At 60.4% G+C, this 17,635-nt stretch carries 13 protein-coding genes and 4 pseudogenes; 5 read left to right on the top strand and 12 right to left on the bottom strand.

Translation table 11 applies throughout. The features are described from left to right. Positions 1–110, top strand: a 110-nt coding sequence (locus ASF41_RS25010) for a transposase domain-containing protein (RefSeq protein WP_156653278.1), incomplete at its 5' end; no start/stop codon positions are given. A gap of 14 nt (positions 111–124) precedes the next feature. Here ASF41_RS25010 and ASF41_RS26160 read toward each other — a convergent pair. Then, a pseudogene (locus tag ASF41_RS26160) lies at positions 125–430 on the bottom strand (GCG_CRPN prefix-to-repeats domain-containing protein). A 307-nt stretch (positions 431–737) separates the two neighbouring features. On the opposite strand from ASF41_RS26160, the gene ASF41_RS25005 reads away from it, so the two are divergent. Next, entirely contained in the window at positions 738–1,049 is a 312-nt protein-coding gene (locus ASF41_RS25005) for a hypothetical protein (RefSeq protein ID WP_156653316.1), read from the top strand. Between the two features lie 314 nt (positions 1,050–1,363). Here ASF41_RS25005 and ASF41_RS25645 read toward each other — a convergent pair whose 3' ends face one another. The 9 genes and pseudogenes from ASF41_RS25645 to ASF41_RS14835 all read right to left on the bottom strand — a co-directional run bounded on the left by ASF41_RS25645 (position 1,364) and on the right by ASF41_RS14835 (position 11,925). Continuing rightward, positions 1,364–4,387, bottom strand: coding sequence for a family 16 glycosylhydrolase (locus ASF41_RS25645; RefSeq protein ID WP_082504478.1), 3,024 nt, complete (start codon positions 4,385–4,387; stop codon positions 1,364–1,366). Between the two features lie 239 nt (positions 4,388–4,626). Beyond that, the gene (locus ASF41_RS14865) at positions 4,627–5,955 is read right to left on the bottom strand and encodes an IS701 family transposase (protein WP_056222171.1); all 1,329 of its coding nucleotides are present in this window, start codon (positions 5,953–5,955) and stop codon (positions 4,627–4,629) included. A 627-nt stretch (positions 5,956–6,582) separates the two neighbouring features. Continuing rightward, positions 6,583–7,896, bottom strand: a complete 1,314-nt coding sequence (locus tag ASF41_RS26675) for a calcium-binding protein (protein ID WP_407067293.1) — start codon at positions 7,894–7,896, stop codon at positions 6,583–6,585. 725 nt (positions 7,897–8,621) lie between these two features. Beyond that, positions 8,622–9,302, bottom strand: a 681-nt coding sequence (locus ASF41_RS14855) for a hypothetical protein (RefSeq protein WP_210166988.1), incomplete at its 3' end; no start/stop codon positions are given. A 235-nt stretch (positions 9,303–9,537) separates the two neighbouring features. Next, positions 9,538–9,765 (bottom strand): annotated as a pseudogene (locus tag ASF41_RS26155) (IS630 family transposase); the annotation flags it as partial. Between the two features lie 55 nt (positions 9,766–9,820). After that, positions 9,821–10,228, bottom strand: a pseudogene (locus tag ASF41_RS14850) (DDE-type integrase/transposase/recombinase); the annotation flags it as partial. A gap of 56 nt (positions 10,229–10,284) precedes the next feature. After that, positions 10,285–11,037, bottom strand: a pseudogene (locus ASF41_RS14845) (IS6 family transposase). Between the two features lie 122 nt (positions 11,038–11,159). Further along, positions 11,160–11,471, bottom strand: coding sequence for a hypothetical protein (locus ASF41_RS14840; RefSeq protein ID WP_156653314.1), 312 nt, complete (start codon positions 11,469–11,471; stop codon positions 11,160–11,162). Between the two features lie 238 nt (positions 11,472–11,709). Then, positions 11,710–11,925, bottom strand: coding sequence for a hypothetical protein (locus ASF41_RS14835; protein ID WP_056494460.1), 216 nt, complete (start codon positions 11,923–11,925; stop codon positions 11,710–11,712). Positions 11,926–12,633: 708 nt separating this feature from the next. Here ASF41_RS14835 and ASF41_RS14825 point away from each other — a divergent pair. The 3 genes from ASF41_RS14825 to ASF41_RS23925 all read left to right on the top strand — a co-directional run bounded on the left by ASF41_RS14825 (position 12,634) and on the right by ASF41_RS23925 (position 15,672). Further along, complete coding sequence (locus ASF41_RS14825; RefSeq protein ID WP_056494447.1) at positions 12,634–13,821, top strand: IS256 family transposase; 1,188 nt, start codon at positions 12,634–12,636, stop codon at positions 13,819–13,821. 283 nt (positions 13,822–14,104) lie between these two features. Further along, complete coding sequence (locus ASF41_RS14820; RefSeq protein WP_244479669.1) at positions 14,105–14,872, top strand: CDP-diacylglycerol diphosphatase; 768 nt, start codon at positions 14,105–14,107, stop codon at positions 14,870–14,872. 152 nt (positions 14,873–15,024) lie between these two features. After that, complete coding sequence (locus tag ASF41_RS23925) at positions 15,025–15,672, top strand: SGNH/GDSL hydrolase family protein (protein ID WP_162242121.1); 648 nt, start codon at positions 15,025–15,027, stop codon at positions 15,670–15,672. 410 nt (positions 15,673–16,082) lie between these two features. Here ASF41_RS23925 and ASF41_RS23920 read toward each other — a convergent pair whose 3' ends face one another. Together ASF41_RS23920 and ASF41_RS23915 are read right to left on the bottom strand one after the other, a co-directional pair. Beyond that, on the bottom strand, positions 16,083–16,337 hold the full coding sequence (locus ASF41_RS23920) for a hypothetical protein (protein WP_082504475.1): 255 nt from the start codon (positions 16,335–16,337) through the stop codon (positions 16,083–16,085). A 206-nt stretch (positions 16,338–16,543) separates the two neighbouring features. Then, positions 16,544–17,293 (bottom strand): sugar transferase, encoded by a 750-nt coding sequence (locus ASF41_RS23915; protein ID WP_082504472.1) that lies wholly within the window; start codon positions 17,291–17,293, stop codon positions 16,544–16,546. Positions 17,294–17,635: the final 342 nt, after the last annotated feature.

Here is a 17,635-nt window from a genome sequence, read left to right as displayed (position 1 = left end):
ATCTCACCGACGTCATCACCCGCATCGTCGAGGGCCACCCACAGAGCCGTCTCGACGACCTGCTGCCATGGGCCTACCAGGCCATGCCAGCCCTCAAAGCCGTGGCCTGAAAACAGCGCTTACCTCAGAAGAACGGCCGAGGTCCATAGAAGCCGTAGGGGCGGTAATAGGGTCGCGGGCGGTAGTAGCCATAGACGACAGGGCGGCGCCAATATGGACGCGGGCCTCAGTTAGGGCGGCAGTGCCCCCAGGGATTGATGTGAGCGCCGGGGCCGCAGGCCCAGTCGACCTTCTGGACGAAACCCTCACTGCTGTCCGCAGCTGCGGGCAGCAGGGGGGTGAGCGACAGCGGGGCCGCACTTGCTGCAGTTGCGACACCCAGGCTGCCTGCAAGCACCGCAGCCATCCCGAACACCTTCACGCGCATCATAACATCACCTCTTTAGAGGTCCGGCCACCGCGTCGACCGACCCGACGATGGACATGCTGTTCTCAGCCAAATGAACCGATCCTGACTCAAATGAGGTCGTTTGAGCGCATGGAACCCTATGGCGTTCGGCGCAGCGTATGGATTACCCGCAATGAGGTAGACCGCCTCCAACCAGGACGCTTAGGTTTAATGCGCGAGTGACGAACATGGGCTGGGGCAATGATGAAAACGTTCAAGATCAGATCAGCTGCTTAAGCGTTCTTTCTACCTGTCGATGGCGATTAATCGGCCAGGAGGATCACCTATCATGCGCTACGCTGCTGTCGCTTTTGCAGTCCTGGGGCTGCTGTCGATTGTACTTACGGTGAATGCTCAAGCGCTCGGCCGTGAGGAACGTGCCGCACAGGGCCGGGCTGAACGTGGGGCCGAGCGGCGAGAGCGTATCCGGGAGCGGATGCACGAGAACCGTCTGAAGTACGAGGCTGCTCACGCGAACGAGCGAGCGATCCGGCGCGAGCAGAACAGCATCGCCTATCGCGACCGCACCATAACCAACACGCCTGCGCGACAGCGTGCAGATGCCCGTGCGGAGAAGAGCATCCGCGGCCACATGCGTTGACACATGTCAGACCAGCAGGTCCGAACCCGAGTGACCGACATCTAAGGCGCGCTTTGAACGCACGTGCAACTCGTCCCGTCCGCCGAGGTCTGCCTCGGTGGACACTCCTCTGTGATTTACACTGTCCGATAAACGACCGCAAACCTGACACTCAAACACGTTAGGAAAAGCTGCTCTGAACTCAAAATTGGCGCCTCTTGATGACGCGGAGCCGTTCGCTGGCTGAGCGTTGTAGGAACCTCGTCGCTATCAGCTGGCTCGTATGGCTCACCCGCTGCAGAGAGGTGAGCCATACGGTTTGGGTCTGCTGAGCCTCAGGCGAACAACAGCACGTCGTTGTGGCCTGCGCCCGTGAGCAGATCGAGGTTGGTCACGCCCACGAGTTGGAACGTCTCGCTAACGCTGCCATGAGCCGCGTCCGCTGTGATGGTGTAGAGATCCGAGTTCGCCGCATGGGTGAACGTCGCACCTGTTCCAAAGCCGCGGAACTCGAGGTGGTCGCCCGCTGCCAAGCCAGCGCCAGTGAAGTCCGTGACCTTGTCGCCCTGGGTTTCGCCGAGACGGAACACGAAGGTGTCGTTGCCCCCTCCGCCCGTCAGCGTGTCCGCGCCGCCCCGGCCATCGAGAACGTTGGCGCCAGCATTGCCGACGATCTTGTTGGCCAGCGCGTTGCCAAAGCCGTCGATCTTGGCGGATGTCGAGAGTGTCAGGTTCTCGACATTCGCGGCCAAGGTGTAGCTGACCTTGCTCAGCACCCGGTCCGTGCCCTGCCCGATCAACTCGACCACGGCATCGCCGGCATTGTCGACGACGTAGGTGTCGTTGCCGCCGCCGCCGGTCATGATGTCGGCGCCGCCCTGTCCGTCCAGGCGGTCGGCTCCCGCGCCAGCCTGAATGGCGTTGGAGAGGCCGTTGCCCGTGCCCGTGAACGCAGACGTTCCCGTGTAGACCAGGTTCTCGACGTTCGCCCCAAGGGTGTACTTGGCAAGCGAGGTAAGAACCGTATCGGAGCCGCCGCCGGCCTGCTCCACCACCACATCGGCCGCTTGGTTGATCACGTAGGTGTCGTTGCCATCCCCGCCCGTCAAGACGTCCGCGCCCAAACCACCGCTCAGGTAGTTCGCGAGCGTGTTGCCCGTACCGGTGAAGGCGTTGGATCCGGTATAGATGAGGTTCTCGACGTTCGCGCCGAGAACGTAGGCCGCGAGGTTCGTCCGGATCGTATCCACCCCCTCGCCGACGTTCTCCGTGACAGTGTCGGACGTCTGATCGACGACGTAGGTATCGTCGCCGCTGCCGCCGCTCATCCGATCCCGGCCGATGCCGCCGTCGAGCAGATCGTTGCCGGCCGCTCCTTGAAGGTTGTCATCGCCGGCGCCGCCATAGAGCATGTCGTTCCCGTCGTCGCCCTTGACGAGGTCGTTGCCATCCTCGCCGTAGAGGACGTCGTCGCCGTTGTTGCCGCGGATCGTATCGATGCCGGTGCCGCCATAGACGCTGTCGTTGCCGTCCCCCGCATTGAGGGCGTCATCGCCGTCCTTGCCGAACAGGACGTCGGCGCCAGCACCGCCATTCAGGGTGTCGTTGCTCGCGCCACCCTCGATCACGTTGTTCAGGGTGTTGCCGGTCCCGGTGAAGCTCGAGGAGCCAGTGTAGACGAGCCGCTCGAGATTGGCCCCGAGGGTGTAGCTGGAAAGCGCGGTCTGAACGGTATCGAACCCCTTGGCCGTACCCTCGGTGACCTTTTCGGACGTCGCCGAGATGACATAGGTGTCGTCGCCGAAGCTGCCGTGCAGTTCATCGTTGCCGCCACCCCCAATCAGGGTGTCGTTGCCAGCCCCACCGTAGAGCTTGTCGTCCCCGAGACCACCGTTGAGCCGGTCGCCGAGATGCGTGCCGTAGAGTGTGTCGGCTCCGCTGGTGCCGACCTTGTCGACTGGAGCCCCGGTCTCGACCGTGTTCTTGCTCGCATAGGCGCGAATGTAGTCGATATCCATGTGGGCCGGCCATGGTGTCGTGGCATCCGGCTCGCCTGAATAGGGAGTGCCCCCGCCCAGGCTTGCGAGCATGTAGAACGGCACGTCCAGACCGGGCGGCGTCGGCTGCGTGCGTACGGCCACGCCATCGATGTACCAGGTGATGTAATCTGGCTCCCAGTCGACGCCGTAGGTATGGAATTGGGTGAAGTCGACGCCGTAGGTCTTCGAGTGAGCGACCTTCTGTCCTTGATCGATTGCGTGAGCGACGTTTGCCACGTGTCCAGGATCTCTGCCGATGCTCTCCACGATATCGAACTCTGGCGGCGAGTTGCCGTCGATCGGCAGCATCCAGAAGGCATCGTGAAGCCCTTGTCCCACGGGGAGGCGGGCACGGATTTCGAAATATCCGTAGGTCTGGCTGAAGCTTGACGCCGTGTTGATCATCCCGGAGCTGTAGTCGTAGCCATAGGCTTTGTACTGCTCTGCCTCCGGGATTGGCTTCATCTCGATGGTCAAGACGCCATCGTTGATCGAGAAGGGATTGATCCCAACCTGCTCGCCCGTGCTCCCGTCGTCACCCAGATAGGTGAAATACTGCGCCGATCCTTTATCCGGGGTCGTATGGGCCGACAGACCCGTGCGCGGATAGAGAGGATACCAGGTACCGTCCAGGTTCGTGCCGTCGTTCAGGCTGAACGAGTTGAACTCGTCGCTGAAGGTGAGTTTGTAGTTCGACAGATCGGACGCGAGCAGGAAACTGGAAGGAGCGAATTGCGTGACGAGCGTGTTCTCAACCGTGATCACGTCTTTGGGCGTCAGCTGGAACACGACGTCAGACCCAACCTGCCGCATGCTGGTAAGGACCTGCGCGTAGGTGCTGTATTGGGTGAAGCCGCGAAGATCGAGCAGGTCTCCGGCGGTATAATCCTTGATCACGTCGTTGCCCGACAGAATGAACGTGTCGTTGCCACCTCCGCCGGTCATCTCGTCGGCGCCAGCACCACCCTCGAGGACGTTGCGGGCAGAGTTACCGATCAGGATGTTGTTGAGGTCGTTGCCCTTCGCGGCCACCGAGAGGCTGCCGGTCAGGGTGATGTTCTCGACATTGGCAGACAACTCGTAGAACCAGTCGGTTCTCACGGTATCGATGCCCTCACCCGCATTTTCGATAACCCGGTCCTTGGACGACAGCGTGATATATGTGTCGTCCCCACGTCCGCCGTACATCCAACTCTCGCTTCGGCCCACCGTGCCGAAGAACGTTTTGAGCTGATCGTTCGCGTCAGTCCCGTAGAGGCTCTGACCACCGGCAGTCGCGTTCACAAAGTTCGTGGGACTGCCGGAGACGGGTAATGCCATGGTGCAACTACCTTTGGTTAAAATTTGGTTTCAGACATCGATAAATGATCCTTCTGCTCATTCCAATAAAATAAGTGAAAAATTAGTGCGGTTTAAAATCCGCGAAGGCCACCTACAGGTGCGGCGTAAAAGCCCCTGAATAATGTAGGCGAAGCTTGACAGTTCAATTCACATTCAATTGAGGTGGGAAGCCACAGGTCGGCCATACTAATGCCTAGCACTACCTGGGCACTTTGATGTTAGAGGGCAGCGTGAAGCGTCTTCGGCAGTGGGGGCACAGGACGGGTGGAACCAGCTTGGCGAACAGCCGTCCGATGATGGCCTGCCGCACGGCGGGTAGGCTGGGTGACGGCGGCGGCCCCGGAAGGCGGGTCGTCATTTTTTCCCCGCCCCGTCCGACGATGCTCGGCGAGGCGCAGGTGCTGCAGGTAGGCGCAGGCGATGCACGTCATCAACGCGTGTCGATGCAGCCCAGTCCAGGACCGTCCCTCGAAATGGTCGAGGCCGAGTTCTTCCTTGAGCTGCTGGTGGGCCTGCTCGCAGACCCAGCGCGCCTTGATCGTGCCCGCCAGGGCGCGCCGTGACGTCTTGGCCGGCAGGTTGGACAGGTAGTATTTGCGCTCACCCGACGAGCGCCACTCGCCCACGAGCCAGACGTCCTCGCCCGGCAGATGCCGGTTGTTGCCCCAGACCGGACCGTCGCCGACCCGCACCCGGATGGCGGCGAACCGGGCCGAGAGCTTGCCCTTCGTGCCCTGACGCCACGTCACGCGCCGCCAGGGCAGCTCGGCCAGCACCGCCTCGGCCTCCCGCGGCTCCTGGTCCGGCGAAGGTTTGCGGGCGCGACCGGTCGGCGGCACGAGCCGCACCTCGGCCGCGTAGACCTTCTGGTTCCTGACGATGCCGACGGCCCAGCGCAGGCCCCTTGCATCCAGGCCGTGACGGAAGGCGGCGCTGACGCCGTAGCCCGCATCGGCCAGCACCGTGCCGAAGCGTAGACCGGCGGCCCTCAGGCGATCCAGTTCCGACAGTGCGATCTCACCCTTGGTCCGCGGCACGATCGCGGCCTCGGGCACGCCGGCCTGCCCGCATCGTTGCGGATCGCTCGTCCATGCCTCGGGCAGGAGCAGGTGCAAGCCTACCGGCACGGGCACCTCGCCCTGCGCCAGGGAGAGGGAGACCAGAGACTGACAGTTGGTCTGCTTGCCCAGCGCACCGCAGTACTGGCGCGCCACCCCGACCGAGCGCGTGCCCTTCTTCGGCAGGGCGGTGTCGTCGATCACCAGGCAGGCATCGGATCCGCCGACCAGCCGGTCCGCCTGACGGGCCAGCTCCGTCCAGAGCGGTCCATCGTCCCAGGCGGGGCTGGCGATGAAGTGCTGCAGCTGGTCGTGGCCCGACAGCCCGAGCCGTGCCGCCATCGGCTGAAGGCTTTTGCGATCCCCCGGACCGAGCAGGCCCCGGAGATAGAGCGGTGCCCAGGTCCGCCGGGTCTTGCGCCCCATCGCAGTCAGGAACGGCGTCAGCCAGGTGTCGAACTCGTCCGTCCCCTCGCGATCCCGATCCATCGCTGCCTCCCACGAGCTATCCCGAGGGAGACAACGCGGCAAACGCCCTCAAAGTGCCCAGGTAGTGCTAGGNGTCCGTCCCCTCGCGATCCCGATCCATCGCTGCCTCCCACGAGCTATCCCGAGGGAGACAACGCGGCAAACGCCCTCAAAGTGCCCAGGTAGTGCTAGGAAACGTCCGCAGCGTGAAATCTTCCGAATTCTGATCCTATCCTGTAGGATCGAGAGGGGTACGCTGCGAAGGGTAAGAAAGTTTCGTTACGTGCGACAGGCAGATTGCTGACAGGCAAACTGCTCATTAACTGAACTGTACTGGGTTCTGATCGGACGGGCGACATTGTAAAAGGCGGCGCAATTTCGAGCCGCTGGAGCGGAGCAAAACCAAGCTCATGGCGGCCGGAAGCGTAAAACGACGAAGGGGCCCCTTCTGGCGTCGCCGGATCTGAGGTTCAGGCCAGCAGGATCTCGCCTGCAGCGGAGTTTCGCGGAGGAGTCCAAGCGGAGGTGGCGCGACCGGCCGGCGGTCCTTTAGCGACCCATGGAAACGGTCGCATCCACAATTGCTTCGTTCTGTGCGACAGGTCTGGGGGGGCGAGGTGACGCTTAGGGCCACCCCGCCGCTATCCTTCAGACGATAAAATCGCCTGCGGTCAGCCCCGCGTGGTTGCTCAATGTCGCGAGCACCACCGCATGGCCTGAGCCCGAGCCATCCGCATCGAAGCTCAGGACGCCGGTATCCTGATCGTAGAGCAGCGTCACCTTGGCCTGAAAGGGCTCGTTGCCGCCGTCGACGAAGTTGATCTGCGCGGTGTCCGCGAACCCGAACGCCGACCCGAGTTTGATCTTGTCGAAGGCGTGGACGAAGTCCACCAGGGTGTCTCCGCCCTCGGCGGCGCTGTGGAAGACGAACGTGTCGCGATCGGCTCCTCCAACCAGGACATCCTTGCCAAGACCACCGATCAGCGTGTCGTTCTGGTTTCCTCCGTAAAGATGATCGTTGCCGGCCCCGCCCCAGAGCGTGTCCATGCCGCTCATGCCAGAGAGCGTGTCGTCGCCGGCACCGCCGGCGAGAACGTTCATACTCCCATTGCCCTGCAGGACGTCGGCGTAGGCCGAGCCCAGCAGGTTCTCGACCCCGTAATAGACGTCGCCCTTGGCCTCACCGAGGTTGGTGCTGGCGTCGTAGAGCGACGCCTTCACCGCCGTCGTAGCCGAGGCGTAACTCGCCGTGTCGCTGCCATCGCCACCCACCAAAGTGTCCGACCCAGTCCCGCCCTCTAGGATGTCGTTGCCGACCCTTCCGAGGAGGAAATCATCACCGGCCAGGCCCTTCAGGATGTCGTTGCCGCTGCTTCCCTGGAGGTAATTCGATCCGGTCGTGCCGAGGTGCGTCGCCGTGCCGGAAACAGGGGCGCTCGGCGTCACCGGGGCGGGCGTTGGAGCCGGCACGGGATCAGGACTCGACTCAGTCGGAGGCGGCGAGATGTAGCCCGTTCCGTCGGCGAGCATACTGGTCTGGATGTTAGCCGCCGTCAGGCTGCCGGCACTTACGTCCTTGAGGGTCGCAAGCGTGATGAACCCATCACCGCCGCCGTTCGCGTCCACCTTCAGCAGGGTATCGGCTCCCGACTGGACGAACTTGACGTAGCCCTCCTGGAAGATGTCGCCATGCCACTCGTAGCGCTTGTCCATCACCGAGAGGTCGAGGATGTCGCCGCCACTGCCCGCCCTGAAATCCGTGATGATGTCGCCTGCCTCAGAGACCTGATGAAAGGCGAAGCGGTCCTGGCCGCTGCCGCCGGTCAGCGTGTCGGTGCCCGCGCCACCCCAGAGATAATCGGTGCCCTCGTTGCCCTTGAGCAGGTCGGTGCCGCGACCACCGAGCAACCGATCCGCGCTGGCCGTGCCGGTCATCGTGTCGTTGTCGTTGCCGTCGGTCATCGTCACGACCGTGTTCACGAGCTTGGTCGGAGCGATGAGCCCAGGACGGTAGTCGTACTCGAGGTAGCTGTTCGAGATCACGTTGTTGGTGGTCGTGCCCGAGACGATGGACACGTAGAGCCCGGCTTCCTTCATGAAGAGGCGATCGACCACCATGTCGCGCGCATCGCCGTCGCCATACTCAAAGAACTGCAGCCCGCGCTCATCGCCGATGCTTGCCGAGTTCAGGACCTTGTTGCCGACCCCGCGCAGGCCGACGAACCCGTGCGAGTCGAACGACATGACGTTGTCGAGGACGCCCTGGTTGCCCTCCGAGTGCCAGGAATAGGAGAACGCCGAGTTGTTGTAGGCGACCGTATCCTTGACGGTCATGCCGATGTCGGCCCCGTACTTCGACAGATCCTGCTGGTTCGGTTTGATCCCAACCCCGTTGTCGTCGGTGACGTGCCGGGTCCGCTCTCCGTAGAGGCCGATCACGGTGGTGCCGAGCGACATGCCCGAGTGCACGCCGTAGCCGTACTGACCGATCGCAGTGTTGTCGCGCAGGTTCATCACCGCGCTGTCGATGACGTGGGCATGCACGTTGTTGACCAGGTTGATGCCCATCGAGTTGCCGTCCTTGACGGTGAGGTTCTCGATATGCGTGTCGATGCCATTGCGCACGTAAACCAGCGCATCGACCCAGTCGGGATGCGAGCGATCACCTTCCACGGTTCCGTTCACGNGCGGACCTCGCCGAGGAGGTCGTATTCCGGGACGAGGCTCTCCATCACCATCGAGTTGCCGTCCTTGACGGTGAGGTTCTCGATATGCGTGTCGATGCCATTGCGCACGTAAACCAGCGCATCGACCCAGTCGGGATGCGAGCGATCACCTTCCACGGTTCCGTTCACTAGGGAGAAGGTCTCTGACTTGATCTCTGCCGCGCGCACGTTGGTCTTGTAGAGCTCTGCGTAGAGCGGCTTTCCTTCGAGCGTGACCTTATCACCGTCGACGCTCAGCACCTTCATGGCTTGGCCAAGGCGCGTAGGTGCGCTGGTGTTGATGTTGTCGTGCGGCAGCGCATCGTCGGAGGCGACCTTGATCCAGTCTCCGACGGCAACATCGCTGGGAGCCTTGGCATAGGTCAGTGTCGTGTTCGTGCTTCCAAAACTGAGGTCGACGGCGGACGCCTTAGCCATGCTGCCACCAGCATTGATGACTGACGTATCGCCCGCTTGCTTCAGGGTCGAGCCGTTGAGATCCAGAGTGATGTCGCGTTTGGATGTATCGATATCCAGCCCCTTGCTGATCCGGATAGTCTCATCCTTCGGAAGGACGAGGGTTCCACCTTGGGCGAGACTAGCAAGCGCAGAGGAGATATCTTTTTCAGTTGCGCCGCTCTTCAGCTGAATGATCGAAGGCAAGGGCAAAATACTCCTATTTCAGGTTATATTTCTAATCGCATATTTTGGTAAAAATCGCCACAATTCGGCCATTCAGAAATTACAGCGAACTTAAACTAGGTTGCATTTTCCTTTGTTTAGCGCCTTTATATCGCTAAATTGGCTGTGGACGTCAAATCGGCTACGCTTGACAGGGCGGCTGCGTTCTACGGGGACGCGAGTCAACGCCTTGTAACGGCTTAGCTTTCATAAGCTCGAATGGCCGGGCCCAGCTTGACTGCAACCCGACCCTACCAAACTCGGCCACCTCCGAACGCGAGCTGCCGGCTGAGATCACCAACAGCGCTAAGAGGCGGCGAGCCTTGGCCGGATCACGCGACTCCTTGGCCAAGGCACGCAGGGCCGGCGCATCGAAATCTGATCGCAGCGGCACTGGAGCAGCCATTGCATCCGCCTTGGGCTTCACACCTGAGGGCGGAATCACGGGCATGTCGCAAACCGTGACATAGGCCGCATAAGAGGACGGATCTGCCGCGTTTTCAGATTTTGTTAACCGCCTGAAGTCCGAAGCAGACGGCAAGCAGCTGGTTCTGCTCGCGGACGGTCCACGCACCGGCAAAGCCGAAGCCCTTGCGCAGCCACAGCATGGCTTCAAAGCCCTGGATGGTCCGCCGAGCCGTGTGGAAGGACTGGAAGCCGCCGATCCGCAGCATGTTCTTCTTGCCCCGGAAATGGTCGCTCTCAATGCCCTGCTGCAGGTGCTTGGTGACGTAGTGGAGCGGCATGCGAGGCAGCACGCCCTCCTTGCGGCTTTCAGCGATAGCTGGCGGGTAGGTGCCGGCGCCATCGGTACCAACACGGTCCGGGGCAAAGAGGGGTTCGGCTTACAGCATCTGGCGAAAGAACCGCTTGGCGGCGTCGAGATCACGCTTGCCGGTCAACAAAAAGGGGCTTGTCGCAAACCGTGCCGTAGGCCGCAGCAGAGGCCGGATCTGCCGCGTTTTCAGGTTTTGTTAACCGGCGAAAGTCCGAAGCAGACTCGGAGCAGCCGGTTCTGCTCGCGAACAGTCCAGGCGCCGGCAAAGCCAAAGCCCTTGCGCAGCTAGAGCATGGCCTCGAAGCCTTGGATCGTGCGCCGGGCCGTGTGGAATGACCGGAAGCCGCTGATCCGGGGCATGTTCTTCTTCACCCGGAAGTGGTCGCTCTCGATACCCTGCTGCAGGTGCTTGGTGACGTAGTGGACCGGCGTGTGGGGTAGTAGGCCCGCCATCCGGCTCTCGGCGATGGCCGGCGGGTAGGTGCCAGCGCCATCCGTGCCGATCCGATCAGGAGCAAGAAGGGGCTGATCGTTCAGCATCTTGCGGAAGAAGCGCTTCGCAGCGTCAAGATCCCGATGGGCGGTCAGCAGGAAGTCGACCGGATTGCCGTGCTTGTCGACGGCCCGGTACAAGTAGCGCCACTCGCCGCGCACCCGGATGTAGGTCTCGTCGATGCGCACCGAGCCGCAATGCGGTTTGCGGAACTGGCGCAGCCGTTTCTCGATCAGCGGCGCATAGGCCAGAACCCAGCGGTTCAGCGTGCTGTGATCAACCTCGACACCGCGCTCCAGGAACAACTCTTCAATGTCGCGATAGCTCAGCGGATAGCGCAGATACCAGGCGACGGCCTGGACGACGAGCGCCGCCTCATAGTGCCGGCCTTTGAAGTCGCCCTTAGCACGCTGCTTGAGCTTGGCAGCGATGGCAGACAGAATCATGGGCGGACTCCAGAACTGGAGGTGCCATGCGGGCTCTATTGTCAACGTGGGGTAAACGCCGCGGGTTTGCGACAGGGCCTTTCTGCCCAGCCTGAGAATACTAAGGCCGGGGTTCTACGAACCTAGCGCATGTGTCCCCGAATGCTCTTCTGGTCACGCATATCGGCGCGTTGACGCGCGGGCGTGTTGGCCATCGTACGGTCGCGATAGGCGATGCTGTTCTGCTCGCGCCGGATGGCCCGCTCGTTCGCGTGAGCAGCCTCGTACTTCAAACGGTTCTCGTGCATCCGCTCCCTGATACGCTCCCGCCGCTCTGCCCCACGTTCAGCCCGTCCCTGTGCGGCACGTTCCTCACGGCCGAGCGCTTGAGCATTAGCTGTCGGGATCATGGACAACAGCCCGAGGGCCGTGAAGGCAATTGCAGCGTGCCGCATGGTGAAAGACTCCTCCTGGTCGTTCAAACCGCCCCGACCGATAGGCGAAACGCTTCCACGACCGACACGATCCTGAACATTCGCGTGATCCATTCACCATGGATGAGACCTCGGACACGCTCGGCCTTCCCGTCCTCTCACCGAATGCTCCCGCCCGGCCTGACACCCTGACCGGTAACAGCATGCCGGACGGGGGTCCTTGGTCGAACGCGAGACATTCGTAAGCGCCGTCGGATCTTCAAAGAAGCATGGCGCCGAACAGATAAGCCACGCTTCCTGAGAACGTGACGCTCCACAAATCGGCGATCGTTCGTACGGCGCTCAGGTCACGGTATGTCAAAACGTAGCTGACGGCCGCAACGGCGACTGCGCTGATCACCGTCAGTGCGCAGGCTGCCTTCGTCGACCTCAACGAGAGGCCAAGGATGGCGGTAATAAGCATCGACTTCAGCATTTTCGGCCCTCAAGGGAATACATGCTGCTACCGGGCCCCGAGGCAAAATCACGTATCCGCGTGGTGTCTGTCATGGGGCGCACTCCTCGGCATCGGTTAGGCTCTCCAGGGCACACCGATCTCAGTGACCCGGCGGGTAGCAGCATGCCGGACGGTCGGGTGCTGGCGGTCTGACCCGGAACAGCCTCTATGCGCAGCACCACCACTCAACCCGTAGCCATAGTGGCTGACGACCCGCTGTAGAACCGGAGCCTTCTACTGCTTGTCTTCCAAAGATTGATCCTGTGGGACCGGGATTTCGATCTTGTCCTCCATTGCCGTCTGGATCCCGGCAGCAACAAATAATGCAGGTATGATCATGCAAACGAGGCAGAAGGTAGATACCTTTAGAATGGCAACAGCGCTGGCCCCTATTGCCGAAATGACGCGACCGAGGATCGGGTCTGTTCTGATTTGAAACATTGGAAAACTCCTGCCGTGCGCTTTGCGCAGGCACCGCAATCTGCAGACCAAAAATGATCACCATCGAAACGGGCGGCGTCGTGGCAGCTTCTCGCTCCTTGTCCCGACGACAGCTCCCCGGCGAATGCGCTTGACCTCACAGGCCTGGGTCATGTCCCAGGCGGTGGTGTAGCTGACGGGTGGTCATCGGCGATTGCCGGGTAGGGTCGGGTTTTGACGACCAACCCCGAACCCGAGAGACCCCCGATGACCGACGAGATCATGGCCCTGCGCGGGCTGATGGTGAAGAGTGCCGACGCCGATCTGCTGCGCGAGATGATCGGTTTTGCGGCCGAGCGACTGATGGAGCTGGAGGTAGGCGGCCTGACCGGCGCGAAGAGCGCCGAGCGTCTGGTCCAGCGCAACGGCTACCGTGACCGGGACTGGCAGACGCGCGCCGGCACAGTCGAACTGCGCATCCCGAAGCTGCGCAAGGGCTCGTACTTCCCCGGTTTCCTGGAGCCGCGCCGGATGGCCGAGAAGGCGCTCACCGCGGTGATTCAGGAGGCCTACATCCAGGGCATCTCGACCCGGTCGGTCGATGATCTCGTCCAGGCCATGGGCGGTACCGGTGTCTCGAAGAGCCAGGTCTCGCGCTTGTGCCAGGAGATCGACGAGCGGGTTGGCGCATTCCTCGACCGCCCCATCGAGGGCGAGTGGCCGTACCTCTGGATCGACGCGACCTACGTGAAGGTGCGCCAGGACGGGCGCATCGTCTCAGTCGCCGTCATCGTGGCGGTGGGCGTGAACACCGACGGCCGCCGCGAGGTCCTCGGCATGGACGTGGGCCCGTCGGAAGCCGAGACGTTCTGGACGGACTTCCTGCGCAAGCTCGCCCGGCGCGGCCTGCGCGGGGTCAAGCTCATCATCTCGGACGCTCATGAGGGCATCAAGGCCTCGGTGGCCAAGGTGATGAACGCCACCTGGCAGCGTTGCCGGGTGCACTTCATGAGGAACGTGCTCGCCCATGCCGGCCGCGGCGGGCGACGCGTCGTGTCGGCCTTCATCGCCACCGCCTTCGCCCAGGATGATGCCGAGGCGGCCCGTCAGCAATGGCGGCGGGTGGCCGACCAACTCCGCCCCAAGGTGCCCAAGCTCGTCGCCCTGATGGACACGGCCGAGCCCGATGTGCTGGCCTACATGGGCTTTCCGGCCGCCCACCGGGTCAAGCTGCACTCGACCAATCCGTTGGAGCGCCTGAACGGCGAGATCAAGCGCCGGACCGAGGTGGTCGGCATCTTCCCCAACGAGGCTGCCATCACACGTCTCGTCGGCGCGATCCTGCTCGAACAGAATGACGAATGGGCCGTCCAGCGGTCGCGCTACATGACCCTGGAAAGCATCGCCCCGATCGGCGATGATCCCCTCGTCAGCCTGCCCACCCTGGCAGCCTGATCGTACCGGCCCAAGCCGGTGATCGCGGTGGCCCTCATCGAGCTACACCACGCCGAGGGACACGACCCAGGCCTGGTCCCCGTTTCCGTTCTCGTGAAGTTTAGAGTGTGAGCAGATCGAGCCTTCGCATCTAACAAACTCCAGCCCTTCGAATCACACTCGTTAGCCGCAGATCACAGCTCCCAGCTTCGTGAAAAGAAGCGGACCTTACGAGTAGATTGGGAAGATTAAGGTAGTGCGATATGGCGGGGCCAAGTCATAGGCGACAAAGGATTCATCCGACGTGAAAGCTGCGTTTCAGTTTAAGGTGCTCTTGCTGGGGGCCACAATGGTGGCGATACCGGCCCTGGCCAACCTAAACCCCTACCGCGACGTTCTTTGGGTCGCCCTCCAGGGATGTCTTCTGACGAACAAGACCACCGGCCGCGCATTTCCCTGCCTAGCAGTCGACCTCGGCGACAAGGAGCGTCCCGGAACGGCCGTGCTGCGGGCACCCGGTCAGCCAACCCACACCGTCGTCATGCCAACCGCGCCCGTGGCCGGACTGGAAGCGCCCCAACTCCAACAGGCGGCCGGCAATGTCTACTGGAAAGCCGCACTCGCCGCCCGCTCCTATGTGCTCTCGGCTCTCGGAGGACGATTACCTGTTGAGCAAATTGGCGTTGCGGTGAACGCCGAGAATGGTCGGACACAAGACCAGCTGCACATCCACCTTGATTGTATCAAGCCGACAGTCGAGGCCGCTTTGCGCCGTTACGCTCCCCACCTACGGGCGACATGGACCGCGTTTGCCGTACGCCTCGAGTGGAGTTACTTCATGGCCCGGCGGATCGACGCGGCGGAGGTAGACAGCTTCAACCCCTTTGCCGCTTTGATGCAGCTGCCCGGCCGCAACCCCGATCTGCGCACGACGAGCTTTGCGGTCTTCGCCGCCTCGCCGGATGATCCGAACAAAGGGTATTACATGCTCGCATACCAGGCACCCAAAGCCCATGCCGAGATGCTTCTCGATCATGGTTGCGCGACTGCGCCAGCGCCGACGCCTCGCTGAGCCAAATGAGACGTCATAGCTCAATTTGCATTGTGCAACCTAAGCAACCCAGGCCGAAAAACCGTCGTTTTCCAGCGTCGAAAGTTTCTAGATTATGCTCATAAAAAATGCCGACCCTTAGCGCCGTGATTGCCTTGGGATTTACTCCATGTATGGCCCGTATCGCGATTTCCTCCGAAAATCACCAAGACTTAGCAATGGATAGCGCAGCATCAAATAAGTGTGGCAATACAATCAATATTGTTACTTTTGGCACAAGTTTAACAAATCAGAATGGTTGGCAAATAGAACTAAAAAATAATCTCTCTAGCATCTGGAAAAAGAACGTTGAAGTCGCAAAAGTAGCTTCTGGTGGAAAGACATCGCGGTGGGGGTTAGAAAATATCTCACGCGTCGCTCAGTTTAAGCCCAGTATTGTTTTGGTCGAATTTGTTATAAATGACTCAGATGTCAGGCATCAAATCTGGCTAAAAGAAAGCTTAGACAATCATGTTCGGATCATAAAAATTCTTAAAAACGAAGTGCCTGATGTGAAAATCTATTTAATGACGATGAGCCCAGCGTTAGGTCTCCGACGCTGGCTACTTCGCCCATTTATAAACAATTACAACGCGCAATATCTTGATATTAGCAAACGTTTGGGTGTCGGCCTTATTGATATTGCTCCTATGTGGCACTCGCCCGGTGTAGATCTGACGAAGGTGATACCAGACGGCGTACACCCTACACGAGAGGCGGTTCTGCAGATCACAGTTCCTGCAATTTCCAGAGTTTTGCTGAAAGACGAATGTGTTCGTTGAAACGAACGTTCCCGCCCGGCTATGCCCCTCGTGTCCCGGCTTCGCTCCGCCGGGTTTGGATTGCTCGCGCCGCTCTTTGCGGTCGCGATCAGCTCCTCGCGGCTCAACCGCTCAAGATCGCTGCGCCCCATCCCATGAAGGAATCAGCGAAATCCGACCCGCGCAAGGGCCTGGGTAATTGCAACGTTCCGATGCAGTCCGGAAAGCGATCGCAAAGTTGATGCACAAGCCTGTTGCGGAAGGCTGGTCGAGCATTTGAAATTTCAGCGATTAACGCGACGCTTCCAAGCAATGCGGGGTTGTTAATGTAATTCGCTTCTAAATTATTTCTCTCTAAGTAATTCTAATTATTGATTAAATATTCATTTCTATTTTATCTGAAGATTTCAACTGTAAGATTTATTTTTATTTCAGTTTATACCCTGACGATTATGTCTACTTTTCTCGCGCAAGGGACGGAACAATGCTCCGAGAAGAAAAGCAAATTCTGCAGCAACAATGAGCACCAGACCACGCCGCAGGCATCCTGCCGCCGATAGATGATGGATGATGCGATAGTAGAGAACTTCTACTGCCGTGAGGGGTATGCACACCCAAAAAAGGTTTATGCTGTAAAACCGGCCCAGTAGACCACCGAGCACGATGTTTAGAAACATACCCTTCATGGCGCGTGTCCGAGCGATCTTACCGTATAAGGGCGTGTTCACTTTTCATTAGAACCGCCTCGACTTCTTCGCCAAACCGGCGCACAGTCTCTAAAGCTATCGTTGTGCCTAGTACGCGTTGGCGCGCCGGGTCAACTCGATCCAAGCGGTGCGGACTATGATGCTTACGTCGAGCGCAAGGCTCTGGTTCTCGATATACCAAAGATCTAAGACGATCCGCCACTACCTCGCCGAGAGCCAGCGCATGCACACGCGCCCGCTGATCCTGGAGGCGAATACGCGTTGGCGCGCCGGGTCAACTCGATCCAAGCGGTGCGGACTATGATGCTTACGTCGAGCGCAAGGCTCTGGTTCTCGATATACCAAAGATCTAAGACGATCCGCCGACGCATATGGTCAATTGTCGGCGTTTCGCCGCGTGATCCATTAATTTGCGCCCAACCGGTTAGGCCGGGCTGAGTAGCAAACCGGTGCTGGTAGCTGAGAATTTCGCGACCATAGAACTCGTCATGAGCCACAGCATGTGGGCGCGGACCAACCAGGGACATGTCTCCTTTCAACACATTGATTAATTGGGGCAACTCATCAAGGCTGGTCCGGCGAAGAACACGCCCAATCGTTGTCACGCGTGCGTCGTCTCTCGTAGCTTGCTGAACGACAGCTCCATCCTCGAGCACGCGCATTGTCCGGAACTTGTAAATTCTGAAGGTCGCTCCATGGCGGCCGGTACGAGTCTGCCTGAAAACAGGGTCCTTACGGTCCCCTCCCCAGATCAGGATCGCGATGATGAGCAGCAGGGGGCTCAACAGGACCAGAGCTGCGAGGGCAATGGTGACGTCAAGGCTCCGCTTACTGGCGCGCTGGAACGGTGTGCAGAGACCCACTGGCGGTATTACAAGCGCATTTGATCCGCTGCCGAGTGACCCTGAGGGAAAGACGGGTGACTTCTCTTCCATCGCTGGGATTGAGACCTATCCTGCCAAGTTGATGCGCTGCCGCAAATGCGGCTTAGCAAATTATATACCATAAGTCAAGTCTCAAATTGGTGCATCCCTGCCATGCTGCTGAGAACTACTGAGGATTCAGTGGCGAATGACAAACGGAGATTGCAATAACGACATGCGTCATAAGCCCGTTGCACGAGGCGTGGGTGGTAAAGAGCCGACCACGTCTGGTGACTCCCGACTGCTCTTACGACTGCGATCGCGTCTATCTATGAGATAAGACGACGCAAATGCCACAACGCCGAACGAGCGATAAGAGCAAAAGGTTCCATCATCCGGGTTTCCCTTGATCTA

Source organism: Methylobacterium sp. Leaf111 (assembly GCF_001423285.1).
GTDB lineage: Bacteria > Pseudomonadota > Alphaproteobacteria > Rhizobiales > Beijerinckiaceae > Methylobacterium.
Note: the sequence above shows the minus strand (reverse complement) of the source record. Positions and strands in the feature narration are given on the sequence as shown.

Excerpts from the sequence above, each read along its gene's own strand:
- ASF41_RS14865 (WP_056222171.1), bottom strand. The coding sequence starts at position 5,955 with ATGGATCGGGATCGCGAGGGGACGGACGAGTTCGACACCTGGCTGACG.
- ASF41_RS25645 (WP_082504478.1), bottom strand. The coding sequence starts at position 4,387 with ATGGCATTACCCGTCTCCGGCAGTCCCACGAACTTTGTGAACGCGACT.
- ASF41_RS14835 (WP_056494460.1), bottom strand. The coding sequence starts at position 11,925 with ATGCTGAAGTCGATGCTTATTACCGCCATCCTTGGCCTCTCGTTGAGG.
- ASF41_RS14840 (WP_156653314.1), bottom strand. The coding sequence starts at position 11,471 with ATGCGGCACGCTGCAATTGCCTTCACGGCCCTCGGGCTGTTGTCCATG.
- ASF41_RS23925 (WP_162242121.1), top strand. The coding sequence starts at position 15,025 with ATGGCCCGTATCGCGATTTCCTCCGAAAATCACCAAGACTTAGCAATG.
- ASF41_RS23920 (WP_082504475.1), bottom strand. The coding sequence starts at position 16,337 with ATGAAGGGTATGTTTCTAAACATCGTGCTCGGTGGTCTACTGGGCCGG.
- ASF41_RS25005 (WP_156653316.1), top strand. The coding sequence starts at position 738 with ATGCGCTACGCTGCTGTCGCTTTTGCAGTCCTGGGGCTGCTGTCGATT.
- ASF41_RS14825 (WP_056494447.1), top strand. The coding sequence starts at position 12,634 with ATGACCGACGAGATCATGGCCCTGCGCGGGCTGATGGTGAAGAGTGCC.
- ASF41_RS26675 (WP_407067293.1), bottom strand. The coding sequence starts at position 7,896 with ATGACCGACGGCAACGACAACGACACGATGACCGGCACGGCCAGCGCG.
- ASF41_RS23915 (WP_082504472.1), bottom strand. The coding sequence starts at position 17,293 with ATGGAAGAGAAGTCACCCGTCTTTCCCTCAGGGTCACTCGGCAGCGGA.